14 protein-coding genes are annotated in these 19,000 nt (G+C 71.8%); 6 read left to right on the top strand and 8 right to left on the bottom strand.

Annotated features, from left to right (window positions below; genetic code table 11):
• Nucleotides 1-9 precede the first annotated feature (9 nt).
• From AC1Q9M_RS10660 to AC1Q9M_RS10675, 4 genes are read right to left on the bottom strand one after another with little or no spacing between them, the layout of a single operon-like run.
• Nucleotides 10-1,809, bottom strand: a complete 1,800-nt coding sequence (locus tag AC1Q9M_RS10660) for an HAD-IIIC family phosphatase (protein ID WP_492433692.1) — start codon at nucleotides 1,807-1,809, stop codon at nucleotides 10-12.
• Nucleotides 1,802-2,023 (bottom strand): acyl carrier protein, encoded by a 222-nt coding sequence (locus AC1Q9M_RS10665; RefSeq protein ID WP_382156757.1) that lies wholly within the window; start codon nucleotides 2,021-2,023, stop codon nucleotides 1,802-1,804. Before AC1Q9M_RS10665 ends, AC1Q9M_RS10660 begins: the two co-directional genes overlap by 8 nt.
• 60 nt (nucleotides 2,024-2,083) lie before the next feature.
• On the bottom strand, nucleotides 2,084-3,265 hold the full coding sequence (locus AC1Q9M_RS10670; RefSeq protein ID WP_492433695.1) for a thiolase family protein: 1,182 nt from the start codon (nucleotides 3,263-3,265) through the stop codon (nucleotides 2,084-2,086).
• A gap of 10 nt (nucleotides 3,266-3,275) precedes the next feature.
• Complete coding sequence (locus AC1Q9M_RS10675; protein WP_492433697.1) at nucleotides 3,276-4,157, bottom strand: WcbI family polysaccharide biosynthesis putative acetyltransferase; 882 nt, start codon at nucleotides 4,155-4,157, stop codon at nucleotides 3,276-3,278.
• 243 nt (nucleotides 4,158-4,400) lie between these two features.
• Here AC1Q9M_RS10675 and AC1Q9M_RS10680 point away from each other — a divergent pair, with 243 nt between their 5' ends.
• The 5 genes from AC1Q9M_RS10680 to AC1Q9M_RS10700 all read left to right on the top strand — a co-directional run bounded on the left by AC1Q9M_RS10680 (nucleotide 4,401) and on the right by AC1Q9M_RS10700 (nucleotide 14,619).
• The gene (locus AC1Q9M_RS10680) at nucleotides 4,401-5,735 is read left to right on the top strand and encodes a surface lipoprotein assembly modifier (protein WP_492433699.1); all 1,335 of its coding nucleotides are present in this window, start codon (nucleotides 4,401-4,403) and stop codon (nucleotides 5,733-5,735) included.
• Nucleotides 5,736-5,790: 55 nt separating this feature from the next.
• Nucleotides 5,791-6,645 carry a FecR family protein gene (locus tag AC1Q9M_RS10685; protein WP_492433701.1) on the top strand — a complete coding sequence of 285 codons (855 nt, stop codon included), beginning with the start codon at nucleotides 5,791-5,793 and terminating at the stop codon, nucleotides 6,643-6,645.
• An 81-nt stretch (nucleotides 6,646-6,726) separates the two neighbouring features.
• Complete coding sequence (locus AC1Q9M_RS10690; RefSeq protein ID WP_492433703.1) at nucleotides 6,727-8,568, top strand: glycosyltransferase; 1,842 nt, start codon at nucleotides 6,727-6,729, stop codon at nucleotides 8,566-8,568.
• 10 nt (nucleotides 8,569-8,578) lie between these two features.
• Nucleotides 8,579-13,771 (top strand): glycosyltransferase, encoded by a 5,193-nt coding sequence (locus tag AC1Q9M_RS10695; protein WP_492434014.1) that lies wholly within the window; start codon nucleotides 8,579-8,581, stop codon nucleotides 13,769-13,771.
• The gene (locus AC1Q9M_RS10700; RefSeq protein ID WP_444686899.1) at nucleotides 13,768-14,619 is read left to right on the top strand and encodes a class I SAM-dependent methyltransferase; all 852 of its coding nucleotides are present in this window, start codon (nucleotides 13,768-13,770) and stop codon (nucleotides 14,617-14,619) included. The genes AC1Q9M_RS10695 and AC1Q9M_RS10700 overlap by 4 nt, the downstream gene beginning before the upstream one ends.
• On the opposite strand, the gene AC1Q9M_RS10705 is transcribed toward AC1Q9M_RS10700, so the two are convergent.
• Nucleotides 14,564-15,538, bottom strand: a complete 975-nt coding sequence (locus tag AC1Q9M_RS10705) for a class I SAM-dependent methyltransferase (protein WP_492433705.1) — start codon at nucleotides 15,536-15,538, stop codon at nucleotides 14,564-14,566. The two genes, AC1Q9M_RS10700 and AC1Q9M_RS10705, sit on opposite strands and share 56 nt — an antisense overlap.
• A 92-nt stretch (nucleotides 15,539-15,630) precedes the next feature.
• On the opposite strand from AC1Q9M_RS10705, the gene AC1Q9M_RS10710 reads away from it, so the two are divergent.
• On the top strand, nucleotides 15,631-16,455 hold the full coding sequence (locus AC1Q9M_RS10710) for a class I SAM-dependent methyltransferase (RefSeq protein ID WP_444686901.1): 825 nt from the start codon (nucleotides 15,631-15,633) through the stop codon (nucleotides 16,453-16,455).
• Between the two features lie 16 nt (nucleotides 16,456-16,471).
• Here the strand turns inward: AC1Q9M_RS10710 and AC1Q9M_RS10715 are convergent, their stop codons facing one another.
• Genes AC1Q9M_RS10715 through AC1Q9M_RS10725 form a run of 3 tightly spaced genes read right to left on the bottom strand, consistent with a single transcriptional unit; the run spans nucleotide 16,472 to nucleotide 18,999 of the window.
• Nucleotides 16,472-17,146: a class I SAM-dependent methyltransferase gene (locus AC1Q9M_RS10715; RefSeq protein WP_382320620.1), complete on the bottom strand. Its 675-nt coding sequence runs from the start codon at nucleotides 17,144-17,146 to the stop codon at nucleotides 16,472-16,474.
• A 22-nt stretch (nucleotides 17,147-17,168) separates the two neighbouring features.
• On the bottom strand, nucleotides 17,169-18,131 hold the full coding sequence (locus AC1Q9M_RS10720) for a Gfo/Idh/MocA family oxidoreductase (protein WP_382156733.1): 963 nt from the start codon (nucleotides 18,129-18,131) through the stop codon (nucleotides 17,169-17,171).
• A 1-nt stretch (nucleotide 18,132) separates the two neighbouring features.
• Entirely contained in the window at nucleotides 18,133-18,999 is an 867-nt protein-coding gene (locus AC1Q9M_RS10725; RefSeq protein WP_382320623.1) for a class III extradiol dioxygenase subunit beta, read from the bottom strand.
• Between the last annotated feature and the right edge of the window lies 1 nt (nucleotide 19,000).

Raw genomic sequence — 19,000 nt, forward strand, 5'->3', positions numbered from 1 at the left:
AAACGGGTTTCAGGGACTGGCCTCGGCGATGGACGAGGTCAGGTCATCGAGGGGCGCGGCCAGGTCTCGCCGCCACAGCCGCCCATCGGCGGACCAAGGCGCGAAGCCCAGCTTCGCATACAGGTCGGCCACCACGGCGTTTCGCGCGCTGGCCAGGTATTCGCCCACCAGGGCCGACGCGCCCTGCTCGCGGGCCCACAGGATCAGCGCGCGCAGGATGAAGGCCTCGGCCCCGCGCGAGAAGACGCGGCAGCTCAGCAGCCAGCTGTCGATGCGCAGCGCCTGCGCTTCGCGCACCGCGAGCAGCGAGCCGACGAGGCCGTGATCGCCAAAGCGGTCCTTCAGGTGGAAGGCCAGCACAAGCCGGTCGGGCTGCTGCATCTGCGCCGCGAGCTGCGCCTGGGTGTAGCGCCGCGTGGTGAGATTGAACTGGTTGGTCTTGAGTTCCATCTGCGCCAGCCGGGGCAGGTCCTGCGCGAGCGCGGGCCCGGCGCGGCCCTGCATCGCCAGACCCGCGAGGTAGCTGCCGATGTCGGCCGACGAGGTCTGCACCGCGCGCGCCTGGCGCAGCGCGGCGTAGGCGGCGCTGCGCCCCTGGTCCACCTCGGTGTAGGCCTGCTGGTCGAACCAGTGCCCGGCCTCCAGGCGCTCGATGAACTGCGCCGGGTCGGCGCCGATGTCCACCACCGCCACCTCGGGCAGCAGCTGCTGCACCAGCGCGCGCTCGGCCGGGTTGTCGTCGACGAACACGGCGGCGTCCAGCCCGAGGTTGAGTTCCTGCGCGATGCGCCGCAGGCCCGTGGCCTTGTCGCCCCAGCTGCAGACGAAGGCGGCGAAGTCCTCGCGGCGCAGGGCGCTGTCGGCGTGCTCGAAGCCGGTGGCGGCGATCTCGGGAGCGTTCTTGCTGCAGACCGCGAGCACCACGCCGCGCCGCGACAGGCCCGCCAGGTGCTGCTGCCAGGCGGCGAAGGCCTCGCCCTTGCCACCATGGGTCGACCCCAGGGCGATGCCGCCGAGACCGTCGTCGCCGATGGTGCCACCCCACAGGGTGTCGTCCAGGTCGAGCACCAGCAGCTTGCGGGTGCGGCCCGTGGTGGCCCGCCAGGCGCCACGGAACCAGGGCAGGTAGTCCGGCAGGAAGCGCGGATCGAAGCCGAGCTTGCCGGCGTGGAAGAAGCGCGGCGCCGACCACGCGGCCAGGCCCACGCCGGCCGCGAGCCGGTCGGCTTCCAGCCAGGTCACGCGGCCCGCGCCGGCGTCGATCAGCGCGTCGTTGAGGGCCTGCACGCGGCGCGTGTCCGACGCGGGAGAACGGCGGTCGGCCACCCCGCGCCACAACGGCGCGGGCGGCACGAACAGGTGCTGCACGATGCGGCAGCCGCGCGCTTCCAGCGCGGCCCAGATCGCTTCGAAGCCTTGCACCTGCCGCGCGGTGTCGGCCGCGACCGCGTCGGCATCGGCGTTCAGCGGCAGGGGTTCGAGGGCTTGGCGCCAGTCGGGCACCAGCACCACCACCTCGGGCTCGAAAGCATGCAGGGCGGAGCCGCCGTCCATGCATTCCTGGCGCATCACGCCGTAAGGTGCGGCATGCACCAGCGACAGCTCACCCTCTTGGGCGATGGCGCAGGCGATGGCCTGCCGCAGCAGGTCGGGCGTGAGGTCGGCGGCCAGCGCGACGCGCCGCACGGCACCGCCCGAGGCGGCGGCCTCGGCCGCGAGCGTGGCGATGTCCGTCGCGCAGGCCATCAGCTCGGGCAGTGGCGGCCTGGCCACGGCCAGGCGCTCGCGAATGCCCGCCCAGCTAGACATGGCGGGCGATGACCTCGCGCACCGCGCTCACGCTGGTCAGCCGCTCGATGTCGCTGTTGTCGAGCGTGATGTCGTAGGTGATCTCGATCATGCTGGCGAGCATGACGGTCTTGAGGCTGTCCCAGGACTCGACCGTCTCGGCGCCATCGTCGTCGTGGAGGGCATCGGCGGGGATCTGCAGCACCGAGGCGATCAGGGCGCGGACTTCAGGCATGGGCGGTTTTCTCGAAAGGCGTTGAAAGGCAGCGCGCCAGTATAGGGAGGCGTGGGGCTCTCACGAGGGCATCTCCAGCGCCACCGCCAGGGCCTCGCCGCCGCCCATGCAGAGCGTGGCGATGCCGCGCCGCGCGCCCCGCCGCTCCATCGCGTGCAGCAGCGTGACGAGCATGCGCGCGCCGGTGGCGCCCACGGGGTGGCCGAGCGCGCAGGCGCCACCGTGCACGTTCACGCGCGCCAGCGGCACACCCAGCGCCCGGCACACCGCCAGCAGGCCGACGGTGAAGCCCTCACCGATCTCCCACAGCTCGACCGTGTCGATCGGCCAGCCGGTTTTGTCCAGCAGCTTGCGCACCGCGCCCACGGGTGCGGTGCTGAACTGTGCCGGCGCCTGTGCGTGCGAGGCGTGCCCGCGCACCAGCGCGCGCACCGGCCAGCCTCGCTCGCGCGCCCGCGATTGCACGGTCATCACCAGGGCCGCGGCGCCGTCCGACAGGGGCGAGGCCGTGGCGGCCGTGGCCGTGGCCGTGCCGCCCGGGCCGCTCAAGGGCTTGAGTTCGGCGAACTTCGCCGGCAAGACGTTTTGCACCGGTTCATCGCGCGCGACCACACGGCCGTCGACCAGCGTCACCGGCACGTTCTCGCGCTCGAACGCGCCGCTGTCCTGCGCCGCCCGCGCGCGCTCGAACGAGCTCAGCGCCTGGGCCTCCTGCAAGGCGCGCGTCAGGCCGAGTTCCGCAGCGGTGGCGTCGACGAAATGGCTCAGGCCGATCGGTGTCGCGCCGGTGCAGGCGTCCTGCATCACGTCGAACATCAGGTGGTCGAGCAGGCCGGCGAGGTGCGCGCCGCGCTCGCGCCCGAGCAGCATCGGCGCGCGGCTCATGTTCTCCATGCCGCCGGCCAGCGCGGTCGACACCGTGCCCGCCCGCAGCAGGTCGTGCACCAGCATCACCGCCTGCAGGCTGGAGCCGCAGACCTTGGAGATGGCCGTGCACGGCACCTCGGGCGCCAGCCCCGCGCGCAGCGCGGCCTGGCGCACCGGCACCTGGCCCAGGCCGGCCACCACCACGTGGCCGAAGAACACCTCGTCGATGTCCGCCGCCGCCCCACCGCCCTGCGTGAGCACGGCCTGCATCGCGCTCACGCCGAGGGCGGTCGCGGGCACGTCCTTGAACACGCCCTGGAAAGCGCCGATCGGCGTGCGCGCCGCGGCTGTGATCACCACCGGGTCAAGGTTCATGCGACGGTCCTCACCAACTGGTGTCGTATTCGATGTAGCGCTGGATGTACTCATAGTAGGTCCATTGCTGCGTGTGCCAGCGGTAGGCGAAGTCCGTGTGCCAGAAGCGCAGTTCCAGGGCCTCGGCGACCAGGGGATGGATGGGGTTTTGATGGACCCCCATGCCGCCGTCGTGCGATGCGGCGGCCAGGCAGGCCTCGGCCCGCGCGGCGCTGCCGCCGAGCACCGCCCGCGCGCGCTCGGCCACGCGGCGCGTCAGCTCGGCCATGGCGGGCGCGGACATGTGCCCGCTGGTCCAGAACAGGTGCTCGTCGCGGAAACGGTCCAGCACGTAGTCGGCCAGCCGCACGTCGCAGTGGGCGTCGTAGTGGCGCATGCGGTCGATGTCGCGCTGCAGGCGCACCCGCAGGTCGGGCATCTTGCGCTCGGACAGGTCCATGTACGCCGCCACCGCCATCGGCCCGGTGAGCCCCGACTGCGCGATCCGCAAGCCCAGCATGTCGCCCAGCGGGTAACGCTTCCACAGCGTGTAGGCCGGGTCGTGATGCACACGCGGCTCCGGGCATTCGAAGGGCCAGGCGCTGAGCAGGGCGAAGCTGGGGTAGCGGATCACCGGGCAGTGGGCCGGCAGGCGCGAGGTCAGCGCGGTCAGGGCCGGGTTGTCCTGCTGGTCCTCGAACTGGCGCAGCAGCAGCACCACGTCCTTCAGGTCCTCGTCGGGAATGGCCGGCGCGAGCGCATCGCCCGGCAGCGCGTGGTTGAGCGCGACCACGAAACGGTAGTCGCCGTTCAGGTCGTCGAGCGACGCGAGCATCCGCGCCAGGTACGGGGCCTGACAGTTGCCGTAGACCAGCACCGTGCGCGCCCGCGCGCTGTGGCTACCGAAGACCATGGCGTGGGGCGAACGTTGCGCGGCATCAGGGGCGTTGTCGTCGGCGGGCACTATTAATAAGAAAGCAGCAAGTCGAGGCAAATTGTGATGAGCAAGCGTGTCAATCGCGCATCAAAGCGGCCAATTCAACACGTTACAAGACATCACAGTGTGTATTATCAAACGCGCTTTCACCGCCCATCCCCATCCCAGGAGCCTGACCCCATGCGTGTGCCGGACACCCGACCACTGCGTTCCTCTGCCGTGGCGCTTGCCATCTGGAGCCTTTTCTGCACCGCCGCCTGGGCTCAGGCACCCAGCAACCCACCGCTGGAACGGCAGGTCGACGAGGCCTTCCGCCAATCGATGCGCTCGCCCGGCGATGCCGCGGCCACCACCCGCTACGCCCAGTTGCTGGCGCAGTCAGGCAACTACGAAGGCGCGATCGCCGCGATCGAGCGCCAGCTGCTGGACCCGAACGCACCGGCCTCGGTGCGACTCGATCTGGGCGTGCTGTATTACCGGCTCGGCTCCTACGACATGGCCGCCGGCCTGCTGCGCCGCGCCATCGAAGACCCGCGCCTAGACCCCACTCAGCGCAGCCAGGCCGAGGCCTTGCTCAAGGACATCGGCAAGCGCACCCAGGTCTCGCGCCTGGACGGGCAGGTGGTGTTGGGCCTGCGGGCCCAGAGCAACCCCACCGCGCGCAGCGACAGCGCCAACCTGCTGGCGGGCGGCGCGCTGGTGAACAACCCCAACCGCCCCGAGAGCGACACCGACATCCAGGCCACCCTGCGGCTGGACCACCAGTACGACCTGGGCCTGCAGAACGAAGCGGCCATCGTCAGCTCGCTGACGGCGCAGATGGTCAAGTTCAGCTCGTCGTCGGGCAGCACGCTGCAGGCCAACCAGACCGACCCGTACAACCTGGGGTTGATCGAAGTCACCTCGGGCGTGCGCTTCAAGCCCTCGCCCACCGGCGCGCCGGCATTGACGATCCGGCCCTACCTGGTCGCCGCCGGACTGGTGGCGCAGGGCCACCGCTACCTGAGCAACCACGGCGCGGGCCTGGACGCCGCCTACAGCCTCAACGACCGCACCTTCATCGACGGTGGCTTCGAGTACCGCTACAACGACTACGCCACCCGCATCGACGTGCCCGCCGCGGACGAACTCAGCGGCCCCAGCAACCTGCTGCGCGTGCGCCTGACGCGCGAACTCGCGCCCGGCCACGTGCTCAGCGGCGAGCTGCGCACCCGCTGGCAACGCACGAAGCGGAGCTATCTCGACCACGATGCCCAGGAAGTCCGCGTGACCTACGTGCGCAGCTACGCCAGCCCGCTCAAGAGCGGCGGCTTGTGGAGCACCTCGGTCTGGGGCGGGGTGCAGCGCCGCAGCTATGACGCGGCCGATCCGGCGGTCGATGCGAACACCGCGCGCCGCGACACCGAATGGCGCATCGGCGTCGGCCAGACTGTTCCGCTGTCGGACGCCTGGTCGCTGCTGGTGCAGCTGGAGCACATGAAGACCAACGCCAACCTGCCCAACAACGAGAGCAAGAACACCTCGCTGTACCTGGCGGCCGGCTACCGCTTCTGATGCCGATGCACGGCCCCGCACACACCCCTTCGACCGCATTCCCGAGGACCCCGAAATGACCCCGCCGATTTCCAAGGACTGGTGGCTTGCCGCCGCACTGTCGACCGCCACTGTGCCCGCGACCATGGCCCAGAGCCCCACGGCCGCGGGCGGCGACGGCCGCACCGGCGTGGTGACGGCCGTCGCCCCCAGCGGCAAGGTCACCGGCAACAACGAGCTGATGGTGGTGGGCAGCAGCGTCGTGCCGGGCCAGCGCCTGCGCACCGATGCCAGCGGCTCGATGCATGTGCTGTTCATGGACCAGTCGGCCCTGACCCTGGGCCCGAATGCGGAACTCACCATCGACGAATTCACCTTCGACCCGGGCACCAAACAAGGCCGGATCCGCCTGGGCCTGGTCAAGGGCCTGGTGCGCGTGGTGGGCGGCCAGATCAGCAAGAACACCGCGACCACGATCGCGACGGCGCACGGCAAGATCGAGATCCTGGGCGGCATCACCATCGCCGAAACCGATGGCGCCAGAACGTCGGGCACCTTCCTGTTCGGCCAGTCGATGCGCGTGAGCGACAACAACGGCAACACCCAGACCGTGACCCGGGCCGGCTTCGGCAGCGCGCTCACCATCAACGCCCCGCCGACATCCCCGCAACGCCTCCCCGTTGCCGAACTCAACAACATGTTGCAGCGGCTGGAGAGCCGCCCTCCTGCGGGCAATACGGCCTCGAACCCGGCGCCGGCCCCTCCAGGCCAGCTGATCAGCACCGGCAACACGCCGGGCGGCGCGAACGGCCCTGGCTCGACCCTCGCCAACGACCGCCTGAAAAACGTGGTCGACAGCGTCACCGGCGCCAATCCATCCAACATGCTGCGAAATCTGTTGGGCACCGGTCAGGTTCAAAACCAGTCCTGACCGAGGAACGGCCGCGCCCCTTCCACAGACCGGCGGCTCGCCTTGGCGCAGCCGCCGTTCTTTTTGCATTGATCCGCCACCATGCGCGTCCTGTTCGTCTCCACCTACCCGCACCTGCCCGACATCGTCGGCGGCTTGCAGACCACCACCCACGACCTGTGCCTGGCGATCCGCGCCATGGGGGCCGAGGCCGCCGTGCTCTGTGGCCAGGCGACGGCCGCCTCCGGTGACACGGAGGCGTCCCTCACACAGGACGAGCACCTGGGCTACCCGGTGCTGCGTTCGCCCCGGCCGGTGCAGGCCCTGCCCGCCGCCGCGGCCCGCTTCGACGCCGACGTGATCGTCGTGCAGAGCGGCACCACCCTGGCGCCCCTGGTGCTGGCCAGCCTGGACACCGGGCGGCCCACCGCCGTGTACCTGCACAACGTCGAGACCAGCCAGCTCGGCGGCCATCTCGTGGCCGACCCTTCGCTGCTCTACCTGGCCAACTCGGACTTCACGGCGCAGCGCTGGCACGCCCTCTACGGCCTCGATTGCGCGGTGATCCCACCGGTGGTCTCGCCGCAGGACTACCTTGCAGCGCGCACCGGCGACAAGGTGCTGTTCGTCAACCCCACGCCCATCAAGGGCGTGGAGCGGATGTTCGAGCTGGCGATGGCCTGCCCCGAGCTGCCCTTCCTCGTGATGGAGAGCTGGCACCTCGACCCCCACTGGCGCGCGCACTGCCAGGCCCGCGCGGCCCAGCTGGGCAACATTCAATGGCGCGGCCCGAGCGCGGCCATGCACGAGGTGTTCGGCCAGGCGCGCGTGCTGTTGATGCCCTCGGTGTGGGAAGAGTCGTTCGGCCGCACCGTGGTCGAGGCCCAGCTCAACGGCCTGCCGGTGCTGGCCAGCCGCCGCGGCGCCCTTCCGCAACTGGTGGGCGGCGGCGGCATGGTGCTGGAACCGCACGCACCGGTGGAAGACTGGGCCGCCGCGCTGCGCCGCCTGTACGACCCCTTCGCCACCGCCGAGCGCGACGCCGCGCGGCGCCTGGGCGCGGCGCATGTCGCCGGCACCGCCACCACCGTGGCCCGGCTGCTGGGCCTGCTGCAAGTCCACGCCGCGCAGACGGCCGGGCGCGAGCCAGTGCCGGCCCAGGACACCGTGCCACCGACCCCGGCCCGCGCAGCCGCCTGGCGCGAGGTTCCGCCGCGCCAGCCGCGCCGCGAAGACTGCCTGTTCTATCACTCGTACAACCTGGCCGATGGCGAGGAAGTCAGCGGTGACTGGGACCTGCGCCCGGCCACCGCCCAGTACCTGGGCGAGGTGGACTTCGCGGGCCGCTCGGTGATCGAGATCGGACCGGCCAGCGGCTTCCTGTCGTTCCACATGGAGGCCGCCGGGGCCGAGGTCACCTGCCTGGAGCCGCCCATGTCGCACCTGTGGGACGTGGTGCCGTTCGAGGGCTTCGACACCCCGAAGTGGCGCAAGACCTTCACCCGCAACATCGAAGGCGTGCGCAATTCGTTCTGGTACGTGCACCAGCAGCGCCATTCGCGCGTGCGCATGGTCGAGGGCGACCCCTACGCCCTGCCCGAGGACTGCGGCCCGTTCGACATCGGTCTGCTCGCCGCCGTGCTGCTGCACTGCCGCCGCCCCTTCGACATGCTGCAGAGCGTGGCCCGGCGCACGCGCCGCACCCTGATCGTGACGGACCTGTACGACGCCACGCTCGGCCCACGGGCGCTGGCCGAACTGCAACCGCACCGCGGTGTGGATCAGGTGGACACCTGGTGGCAGTTCACGCCGCAGTTCATCGTCTCCGCGCTGGGCCTGCTGGGTTTCACCGAGGTGCGGGTCAGCGTGCACCACCAGCGGCAGCCCTCGATGGACCGCATGGTGCCGCTGTTCACCGTGGTCGGCGAACGGCCCGAGGTGTGACCCCTTGAGCATGGACCCCCACGCCGGCACCGACGACCTGCTCGGCGAGGCCTGGCAGGCCTTCCGTGCCGGCCTCCTTGACCGAGCCTTGCACCTGGCGCTGCAGGCCCATGCCGACGCGCCGACGCCGCAGGCCGCCGCCGCGCTCGGCCACTTCCTGACGCACGCCGGCCATCTGGTGGCGGCCGAAGACGTGCTGCTCGCCGCGTGCGAGCGCACGCCCGATCACGCCCCCCTGCACGCCTGCCTGGGCCTGCTGCGCCAGCGGCAGGGCGAACCGGCGCGGGCCGCCGCGTCCCTGCGCATGGCCTGCCTGCTCGACGAATCGCTGCACGAGACCGCCTTCGCCTTGGCCTGGCTGCTGCACGACCTGGACGAACTGCCCGAGGCGCGCGCCTGGGCCGAACGCGCGCTGCAGGGCGCGCGCCTGCCGGGCCGGCTGCTGCAAGTGGGTTGGCTGCACCAGAAGGCGGGCGAATTCGAAGACGCGCTGGCCCTGTACGAAGAAGCCGTCGCGGCCTACCCCTGGAACGCGGCCGAACAGGTGCGCCTGCACCTGCACCGCGCGCAATGCCTGGTGGCGCTGGGACAGGCCGCGCGCGCCGCCGACTGCCTGGCCGACGGGCTCGCGCGCCACCCCGACGACCCCGAACTCCTGACCGCCCTGGTGGACTGGGAGTGCGAGCACGGCCACCTGGACCGCGCCGTCGACGTGGCGCGCCGCCAGGTCGACGCCTTTCCCGATCAGGCCGCCGCCTGGCACCTGCTCGGCGCCCTGCAGCAGCGCGCGGGCGACCTGAAGGCGGCCGACCGCAGCTTCAACGAAGTCCAGCAGCGCGACATGAGCCGCTGGGACGCGCTGCTGCGCCGCGCGCAGATCCAGGTCGCGTGGCAGCACCCGGTGGACGCCGAATGGCTGTTGATGCAAGTCCTGGCCAGTCAACCGGACTGCCTGCCCGCGCAGTCGCTGATGGCCCGCGTGCAGCTCGATCTCGGGCGCGTCGAGGCCGCGCGGCGCCAGTTGCTGCAGGGCTTGCGCGCCCAGCCGCGCCACGCCGACGCCTGGCTGGTGCTGGCGCAGGTGCACGCGCGGCGGCACCGCTGGGTGCTGGCGCGACGCGCGCTCGCGCGGGCCGCGCGCGCCGGCGGCGACGAGGCCGAGGTGCTGCGCCTGCTGGGCTGGATCGCCAAGGACCAGGGTGACCTGACCACCGCCAGCGGCGCCGTGCGCGAGTTGCTGCGGCACCGGCCCGACGAGCACCTCGCCCGCGTGCAGGCGGCGTTCGTGTTCGCCGCCGCCGGCGACCTGGCCCCCGCCGCCCTGCAAGCGCAGGCCGCCGTGGCCCAGGACCCGGCCAGCGTGCAGGCCTGGCGCGCGCTGGCCCAGGTGCGCTACCGGCAACAGCGGCTGGACGAAGCCCAGAGCGCCATCGAGACCGCTCTGCAGCTGCAACCCGAGCGCGTCGACAGCCTGCGCCAGCTCGGCTGGATCCTGCTCGACGCGCAACGCTTCGGCGCGGCCCGCCTGGCTTTTCTGCACGCCAGCGAACGCGCCGCCGACCCCGCCGTGCCGCTGCGCGAGCTGGCCGAAGCCTGCTTGCGGGGCGGCGCGTTCGCGCAGGGTCTGCAGGCGATCGACCGGCTGCAGACCCTGCACCCCGACGATGCCGAGGCGCGGCTGCTGCAGGCGCGTCTGCTGAGCGAAGACCCGACATCGACCGCCGACGACCTGGCGCGCGCGGTGGCCCTGTGCCGCGAGCTGATCGTCGAGCGCGAGCGTGGTGCCGAGGCCGTTCGCGCCCTGCTGCGCCTGCACAGCCTGGGCGCCGGCGGTGCGCCCGCCGCGCTGGCCCTGGTGCCGCACGCCGACCGCCACGCCGCCTACCGGGCAGCGATCGCGGAAGGCACGGCCCGCCACGGCCACGACGCCCTGCTGCGGCTGGCGCAGGCCGCCGCGCACGACTTCCCGCAAGACCCCTGGCTCGCCAGCGCCGCGCTCTACATCCAGTCGCTCTGCGCCGACGCCACGCGCGACGGCCTGGCCGAGACCGCGCGGCACGTGTTCCGCGATCTCAAGCTGCGCTCGGGCCTGCACACCTGGCAACGCCCCGACCTGCCGCGCCGACCGGGCGCGCGCCCCCGCATCGCCTACATCGCCGGCCAGCTGCACGAGCGCCTGCTGCGCCGCGTGCTCGCCGGCCACGATCCCCTGGCCGCCGAGGTCTTCCTCTTCGCGCACCGGCCCATGGCCGGCCTGCCTGCCCACATCCACCAGGAACCGTTGGACCCGCCAGAGCTGGCGCGCGCCTGCGCCGCCAACCGCGTCGACGTCGTCATCGACGCCGGCGGCCTGCACCCGTTCGAGGGCCAGTTCGAGGTGCTGCAAGCCCTGGCACGGCGGCTGGCGCCGCTGCAGGTCGGCTGGCTGGGCTGCTGGGGCCCGGCCGGCGGCCTGTTCGACGCCCTGCTCTGCGACGCCGCGACCGTGCCCGCCGCCCACGAGGCGGTGCACGAAGAGGCGCTGTGGCGGCTGGACGGCGGCCAATGGTGCTGGGACCCGCCCACGCACGCCCCGCCACCGCTGCCGCCGCCCGTGCAGCGCACCGGCGCCGTGACCTTCGGCGTGGTCGCGCGCGGCTTGCGGCTCAACGGCGCCAGCCTGCGGACCTGGGCGCGCTGCCTGGTGGCCTGCCCCGGCTCGCGCCTGCGCTTCGTCGGCCAGGTCGCCGCCGACTGGCCGCAGCGCGCGCGCATCCTCGCCACCCTGCACGTCCACGGCGTGGCCGCCGAGCGCGTGAGCTTCGACCCGCAGCGCTCCTACGAAGACCTGCTGCTGTGGTTCCAGCAGATCGACCTGGTGCTCGACAGCTTTCCCGGCAACGGCGGCCTCAGCCTGCTGGACCCGCTCTGGATGGGCGTGCCCGTCGTCACGCTCAGCGGCGACCGCGCCGGCGCGCGCCAGGGCCATGCCATCCTGGACGCCCTCGGCCTGCAGGCCTGGGTGGCCGACACGCCCGAGCGCTTCGTCGACATCGCCGCGGCGCTGGCCGGGGACGCGGCGGCCCTGGCGCAACACCGCGCCACGCTGCGCGCGCGCCTGCTCGACGCGCCGCTGACCGACGGCCGGCGCGTGGCCCGCCAGATCGAAGCCCTGTGCGCGCAGGCCGTGGCCGGCGCCGACCCGGGCCTGTTCGCCGCCGACCCCAAGACCCGCCTGCGCGCCCAGGCCCGCCACGCGCTGCAGGTCTGGCTCGACAAGCCCGGCAGCCGCATCGCCCTGCCCGAACCCGCCCCGGACAGCGTGCCCGACCTCTCCGTCGTCGTGGTGCTCTACAACCAGGCCGGGCTGACGCGGCGCACGCTGCAGGCCCTGGCCGACCAGCGCGGCCTGTCCTTCGAGACCATCGTCATCGACAACGCCTCCCGCGACGAAACGGCCCAGCTGCTCGCGCGCGTGTCGGGCGCGCGGACCGTGATCAATGCCGACAACACCGGTTTCCTGCTGGCCGCCAACCAGGGCGCGGCCCTGGCGCGCGGGCGCCACCTGGTGTTCCTCAACAACGACGCCATCGTGCAGCAAGGCGCCCTGCGGGCCGCGCGCGACCGGCTCGACGCCGACCCCGCCGTCGGCGCGCTGGGCGGGCGCATCGTGCTCAGCGCGGGCGGGCTGCAGGAGGTGGGCAACCTCATCTTCCGCGACGGCAACGCGCACGGCATCGGGCGCGACGAAGACCCCTTCTGCCCCGCCGCCATGACCAGCCGCGCCACCGACTACGTCTCCGGCGTGTTCCTGGCCGTGCCGGTGCCGCTGTGGCGCATGCTCGGCGGCTTCGACGAAGCCTTCGTCCCGGCCTACTACGAAGACGCCGACTTCTGCCTGCGCGTGTGGCGCGCCGGCTTTCGCGTGGTGGTCGAGCCCGGCGTGCTGGTCGAACACGTGGAATGGGGCAGCGCCCCCGGCGACGAAGCCGGCCACCGCATGCGAGAGAACCGCGCGCGCTTCCAGGCGCGCTACGCCGACTGGCTGCAGGACCGCCCCTACCCCATGGCCCCCCGGCTCGACGGCGACCGCTGGCGCTCGCCCGAAGACCAGCCGCGCCGCCCGCGCGTGCTCATCATCGACAACGAGGTGCCGCACATGGTCAAGGGCGGCGGGCTGCCCCGCGCGCGCCTCATGCTGCAGGCCCTGCGCGACTGGCCGGTGAGCTTCTTCCCGCTGTGGCAGACCGACGACGACTGGCGCGAGGTGCACGCCTCGGTGCCGTCCAGCGTCGAGGTGGTGCTGCACCACGGCCTGGCGCGGCTCGAGGACTTCCTCGAGCGCCGGCGCGGCGTGTACGACGTGCTGCTGGTCAGCCGCCCGCCCAACCTGCGGGCCCTGCAGCCCTTGCGCGCGCGCCGGCCGGAACTCTTCGCCGGCATGCGCCTGGTCTACGACGCCGAAGCGCTGTTCGCGCTGCGCGAGATCGCCGAGGCCGGCGTGCGCGGCAAGCCGATGTCGCGCGCGGCGGCGCAGGCGCATCTGGCGCGCGAGATCGCCCTGGCGCGCGGCGCCAGCGACGTGCTGGTGGTGTCGCGGCGCGACGCCGAGTGTTTTCGCGCGGCCGGCCACCGCGTCACGCTGTTGAGCCACGGCATGGCCGTGCGCCGCGACGCGCCCGGGCCGGCCGGGCGCAGCGGCCTGTTGTTCGTGGGCGCGCTGCACCCCGACACGCCCAACGAAGACGGGTTGGTGTGGTTCATCGAACAGGTCATGCCGCTGCTGCGCGCTCGCCTGCCGCAGCCCCCGGTGCTCTCCATCGTGGGCATCAACCGTTCGGCCCGGATCATGGCGCTGGCCCGTGACGATGTGCAGGTGCTGGGCCCGCGCGAGGCGCTGGAGCCGCTGTACGACGGCGCGCGGGTCTTCATCGCGCCGGTGCGCTTCGCCGGTGGTGTGCCGGCGAAGGTGATCGAGGCCGCCGCGCAGGGCATCCCGGTCGCCGCCTCGGCGCTGCTGGTGCGCCAGCTCGGCTGGCGCGAAGGCCTCGACATCCAGGCCGGCCGCGACGCGCGCAGCTTCGCCGACGGCATCGCGCGCCTGCTGCGCGACGACGGCCTGTGGACACGGCAACAGCAGGCCGCGTGGCAGCAGTGCGCCGAACGTTACGCCCCGCAGCGCTTCGGGCAGCTGTTGCGGCAGGTGCTGGAAGGCGCCGCGTGAGCGCCCCCGTGCATCCGCTGGAGACCTCGGCCCTGCGCCGCTGGCGCCGCCTGAGCGCCGAGGGCGCGACCGATGCCGCCGAAGCCGTGCTGTGGGACGCCCTCGCGCTGGAGCCCAACCTGCCCGGCGTGCACGTGACCCTGGCCCGCCTGCGCTGGCCCGGGCCGGACTACCGCCACTGGCTCGCCTGGTTCCACCAACAGCTGAAGCCGCGGATCTACCTCGAGCTGGGTGTGGAGCATGGCCACACGCTGGCCCTGGCGGGGCCGGACACGCGGGTGATCGGCGTCGACCCCGCGCCCAAGGGCGATCCCCTGAGCCGCTGCGCGGGGCCGGCGCGGCTCTACCGCCGCACCAGCGCCGACTTCTTCGCCGCCGTGCCAGCGGACAGCGGCCTCGCCGACACCGGCTTCGACCTCGCCTTCATCGACGGCGATCACCGCTTCGACACCGTGCTCGACGACGTCATCGGTGCCGAGCGCCTGGCCGCGCCGGGCGCGGTGCTGCTGCTGCACGACACCGTGCCGCTGACCGCCGAGACCGCCGGCCGCGAACACCTCACCGGTTTCCACACGGGCGACGGCTGGAAGATCGTGCCCTGCCTGCGCGCCCTGCGGCCCGATCTGCGCATCGTCACGCTGCCCACCGCGCCCTCGGGACTCACCGTGGTGACCGGGCTCGACCCGTCGAACACCCGCTTAAGCGAACGGCGGGCCGCGATCCGCGAGAGTTATGCCCGGCTGCCGCCCGACGCCGCGCTGCATGCGCCCTCGCGCGTGCTGGCCCTGGGTCTCAACGATCCGGAGGCGGTGCGGCGCTGGCTGCGGCAGGCCGCGGACGCGCGATGACGCAGGCGAAGTCGTGCCCGATCTGCCCCGCGCGGATCAGCTCGTCCTCGGCCTCCATCAAGGCATTCAGATAAGGCGCCTCGGCCGCCGGCGCGAAGTTCTGCGCGATGCTCCCCAGCACCAGGTGCAGCATCGAGCCGCCGTAGGGGCGCACGGCCTGCACCTCGAAATGGCCCGGCAGCAGCGGCAGCAGCTCGGACGAGCGCACCGCTTCGCTGGCGTCCACCGCGATCACCTCCTGCACGCTCGGGCGGCGCGCGTTGCCCTTGAGCCGGCCGTCGGTCGTCATGCGCAGGCGCGGCGGCAATAGGTCCAGCAAGGTGTTGAGGTGGCGCTCTTGCGCCTGCGGCCATTGGAAGCGGTCCGGGCCCACGTACTCGTCGAGAAAGAACCAGCCGCCGGGCACCAGCAGCGCGGCCACGTCCGCGTACAGGCGCTCGAGGTCGCTGCCGTGGTGCACGCCGGCCACGCCCAGCACGGCGTCGAAGGTCCCGGGCAGGAAAGGCGCCTGCCCCAGGGGCAGGCGGTTCATGTCGGCATGGTGGTACTCGATGGCCAGCCCCTCGGCCTGGGCCTGCGCGCGCGCGCGCGCCAGCACCTGGGACGAGAGATCGATCGCCACCGCCGAGGCGGCCCAGCCCCGGGACACCGCCTCGCGCTCCACATACCCCGCGCCGCAGGCCAGCACCAGGATCCGCCGCAGCGGCAGGGGCCGCTCGGCGGCCACCTGGCGGAAGAACCACTCCAGCGGGTGGATGCCCGCGTCGCCCGAGACCATCTCGGCGATGCGGGCCTTCACCGCCGGCAGGTGGGTCCAGTGCAGGCCGTGTTCGGTCCAGGTGGCCGGGTCGCCCCAGACGGCGTCGAGCTGGGCGGCAGCGCCGGGGTCGGCGGGGTTGGAAGGGGTCGCAGGGGACATCGCTGGGGCGTGAAAAGAGGATGCGGACCCGCCTAGTGTGCTCGATAGAATTTGTCCGCCCGACCGCCACCGCACCCGAGACCGCCCCCACCATGTTTCCGCCCGGCCACTACTACTCGCCCTTGCCCGATCTGGACGAGGTTCGGCGCCACGAGGCCCGGTTGTTCGGCGCGCCGCCCGCCACCCTGCCCGGCATCGACCTGCGCGAGCCCGAACAGCTGGCGCTGCTGCACGGCTTCGCGGCGCTCTACCCCGACATCCCCTTCGGCGACGAGCCCCGGCCCGGGCTGCGCTACCACTACCTGAACCCGGCCTACAGCTACTCCGACGCGATCATGCTGCATTGCATGCTGCGCACCCTGCGGCCCGCGCGCCTGGTGGAGGTGGGGTCGGGCCACTCGTCGTGCGTCACGCTGGACACCCGGCAGTACTTCCTGGACCCGTCGATGCACACCACCTTCATCGACCCCTACCCGCAGTTGCTGCAGTCGCTGCTGCGGCCCGAAGACCTGGCCACCACGACCGTGCTCGCCCAGGCGCTGCAGGAGGTGGACCTGGCGGTGTTCACCCAGCTGCGCGAGAACGACGTGCTGTTCATCGACTCCACGCACGTCGGCAAGATCGGCAGCGACGTCAACCGCCTGCTGTTCGAGATCCTTCCGGCGCTGGCCCCGGGCGTGGTGATCCACCTGCACGACGTCTTCTACCCCTTCGAGTACCCGAAGGAATGGATCTACGAAGGCCGGGTCTGGAACGAGGCCTACATGGTCCGGGCCTTCCTTCAGTACAACAGCGCCTTCGAGGTGCTGCTGATGAACACCTACATGGCCCACTTCCACCGCGATTTCTTCGCCGCGCACATGCCGGCCTGCCTGCGCAACACCGGCGGCAGCCTGTGGCTGCGCAAGACCGCCTGAGCCGCCGCGCCAGGGCTCAGCCCAGGCCCTGGGGGTGGCCGGTCAGGCGGCGCAGGCGCGCGCCCTCTTCCGTGTGGTCCTGCGGGCACAGGATGCCCTGCACGCCGTGGCGGCGACCGTTCATGTAGCGCCCCACCCGATCGAGCATGCGCGCGGGGTGGCGCTCAACGCAGGCCTCGTCCTTCACGAACACCGCCACGAAGTCGCTCCACACGTCGAGCTGCTGGTAGGCGGTGAACGACTCCAGCAGGGCCGGGCGGTGGCCCGAGCGAACGCCCCAGCGCACGAGCGCGCCGCCGGCGTCGGGGTAGAAGCGCCAGCAGTCCACCGGGTAGCGGTGGAAGTCGCCGTTGGAGGGCGCGTTGAGGTAGAACAGGCCCTCGGGCTTGAGCACCCGCAGCACCTCGTTGAAGCTCAGCCAGAACAGCTCGATGTGCTCGAAGCAGGAGCTGCTGACCACGGCGTCGATGCTCCCGTCGGCGAACGGCAGGTGGTACGGGTCGTCGAGCACCACGTCCACCCCGCGCCCGGGCGCGAAGTCCACGCCGATGTAGCGGCTGGCCGCCGGTGCCAGCGAGCGCAGCGAACCGTTCACGTCCTGCGCCCCGATGTCGAGCACGGTGGGTGCGGCCTGCGGATCGAGGTAGGTGTCGAAGAACAGGCGACCGTGGTCGAAGGCGCTGGGGTGCATCTGGGCCGATCGGCGCGCCGGCTCAGCCGGCCGCGTTGAGCTGCTGCTCGAGCTGGTGCAGCACCTGGTAGCAGGCGAACACCCGGCCCACGCTCGAATTGGGCTCGCGGCCTTCCTTGATCGCGGCGAAGAACTCGCGGTCCTGCAGCTCGATGCCGTTCATGCTCACGGCCACTTTGGACACGTCGATCTGCTCTTCCTTGCCGTTGAACAGGTCGTCGTAGCGCGCGAGGTAGGTCGCGGTGTCGCCGATGTAGCGGAAGTAGGTGCCCAGCGGGCCGTCGTTGTTGAACGAGAGCGACAGCGTGCAGATCGCGCCGTTGGCGGCCTTGAGCTGGATGCTCATGTCCATGGCGATGCCCAGCGTCGGGTGGATCGGGCCCTGCACGGCGTTGGCCTGCACGATGGGGCTGTTGGCCTGGTAGGCGAACAGGTCCACCGTGTGCGCGGCGTGGTGCCACAGCAGGTGGTCGGTCCAGCTGCGCGCCTGGCCCAGCGCGTTGGTGTTGGTGCGGCGGAAGAAATAGGTCTGCACATCCATCTGCTGGATGTTGAACTTGCCGGCCTGGATCTGGTTGTGCACGTACTGGTGGCTGGGGTTGAAGCGGCGCGTGTGGCCGCACATGGCGACCAGGCCGGTCTTCTTCTGCAGCTCCACCACGGCCTGCGCGCCCGCGAGGCTGTCGGCCAGCGGAATCTCCACCTGCACGTGCTTGCCGGCGTTCAGGCAGGCCAGGGTCTGCTCGGCGTGCATCTGCGTGGGCGTGCACAGGATGACGGCGTCCAGCTCCTTGAGCGCGAGCGATTCGGACAGCTCGGTGGTGACGTGGCCGATGCCGTACTTGGCGGCCACTTCCTTCGTCTTGTCCAGCTCGCGGCCGACCAGCGAGATGACCTCGACGCCGTCGATGTTCTTGATGCCGTCCAGGTGCTTGACGCCGAAGGCGCCAGCGCCCGCCAGGGCGACTTTGATGGTTTTGCTCATGTCAGGTGTTCTCCAGGATCAGGTGGCCCACCGCCGTGTTCGACGCGGGCACGTGGTAGAAGCGTTGCACGGCCTTCGGGCGGGGACCGCCGGCCGCATCGGCCATCGCGCCGCGCGCGATCAGCCACATCACGAGTTCGATGCCTTCGCTGCCCGCATCGCGCACGTAGTCGATGTGCGGGATGTCGGCGGCGGCCTCGGGGTCGCTGATCAGCTTGTCGAGGAAGGCGTTGTCGAAGTCCTTGTTGATCAGGCCCGCGCGCGGTCCCTGCAGCTGGTGGCTCATGCCGCCCGTGCCCCAGATGTGCACGTTGATGTCCTCGTCGTAGCTGGCCACCGCCTTGGCGATGGCCTTGCCGAGGTTGTAGCAGCGCCGGCCGCTGGGCACGGGGTACTGCACCACGTTGACCGCGAACGGGATCACCGGGCAGGGCCAGGCGCCCTTGACCGGGTCCTGCGGGCCGCACATCAGCGAGAGCGGCACGGTCAGGCCGTGGTCCACGTCCATCTTGTTGACGATGGTGAGGTCGAAGTCCTGCTGGATCACCGACTGCGCGATGTGCGAGGCCAGGTCCGGGTGGCCGATCACCTTGGGCACGGGGCGCGGGCCCCAGCCCTCGTCGGCCGGCTGGTACTCGGCGGCGGTGCCGATCGCGAAGGTGGGGATCATGTCCAGGCTGAAGGCCGTGGCGTGGTCGTTGAAAACCAGGAAGATGACGTCGGGCTTGTTGTCCTTCATCCACTGCTTGCCGAACTCGTAGCCCTGGAAGACCGGTTGCCAGTAGGGCTCGTGGGTCTTGCCGAGGTCGAGCGCGGCGCCGATGGCCGGGACGTGCGAGGTGTAGACGGATGCGGTGATGCGGGCCATG

The organism is Hydrogenophaga sp. GW823-FHT04C09 (assembly GCF_058796355.1).

Excerpts from the sequence above, each read along its gene's own strand:
- AC1Q9M_RS10685 (WP_492433701.1), top strand. The coding sequence starts at position 5,791 with ATGACCCCGCCGATTTCCAAGGACTGGTGGCTTGCCGCCGCACTGTCG.
- AC1Q9M_RS10670 (WP_492433695.1), bottom strand. The coding sequence starts at position 3,265 with ATGAACCTTGACCCGGTGGTGATCACAGCCGCGGCGCGCACGCCGATC.
- AC1Q9M_RS10690 (WP_492433703.1), top strand. The coding sequence starts at position 6,727 with ATGCGCGTCCTGTTCGTCTCCACCTACCCGCACCTGCCCGACATCGTC.
- AC1Q9M_RS10695 (WP_492434014.1), top strand. The coding sequence starts at position 8,579 with ATGGACCCCCACGCCGGCACCGACGACCTGCTCGGCGAGGCCTGGCAG.
- AC1Q9M_RS10715 (WP_382320620.1), bottom strand. The coding sequence starts at position 17,146 with ATGCACCCCAGCGCCTTCGACCACGGTCGCCTGTTCTTCGACACCTAC.
- AC1Q9M_RS10710 (WP_444686901.1), top strand. The coding sequence starts at position 15,631 with ATGTTTCCGCCCGGCCACTACTACTCGCCCTTGCCCGATCTGGACGAG.
- AC1Q9M_RS10705 (WP_492433705.1), bottom strand. The coding sequence starts at position 15,538 with ATGTCCCCTGCGACCCCTTCCAACCCCGCCGACCCCGGCGCTGCCGCC.
- AC1Q9M_RS10725 (WP_382320623.1), bottom strand. The coding sequence starts at position 18,999 with ATGGCCCGCATCACCGCATCCGTCTACACCTCGCACGTCCCGGCCATC.
- AC1Q9M_RS10675 (WP_492433697.1), bottom strand. The coding sequence starts at position 4,157 with ATGGTCTTCGGTAGCCACAGCGCGCGGGCGCGCACGGTGCTGGTCTAC.
- AC1Q9M_RS10720 (WP_382156733.1), bottom strand. The coding sequence starts at position 18,131 with ATGAGCAAAACCATCAAAGTCGCCCTGGCGGGCGCTGGCGCCTTCGGC.
- AC1Q9M_RS10660 (WP_492433692.1), bottom strand. The coding sequence starts at position 1,809 with ATGTCTAGCTGGGCGGGCATTCGCGAGCGCCTGGCCGTGGCCAGGCCG.
- AC1Q9M_RS10665 (WP_382156757.1), bottom strand. The coding sequence starts at position 2,023 with ATGCCTGAAGTCCGCGCCCTGATCGCCTCGGTGCTGCAGATCCCCGCC.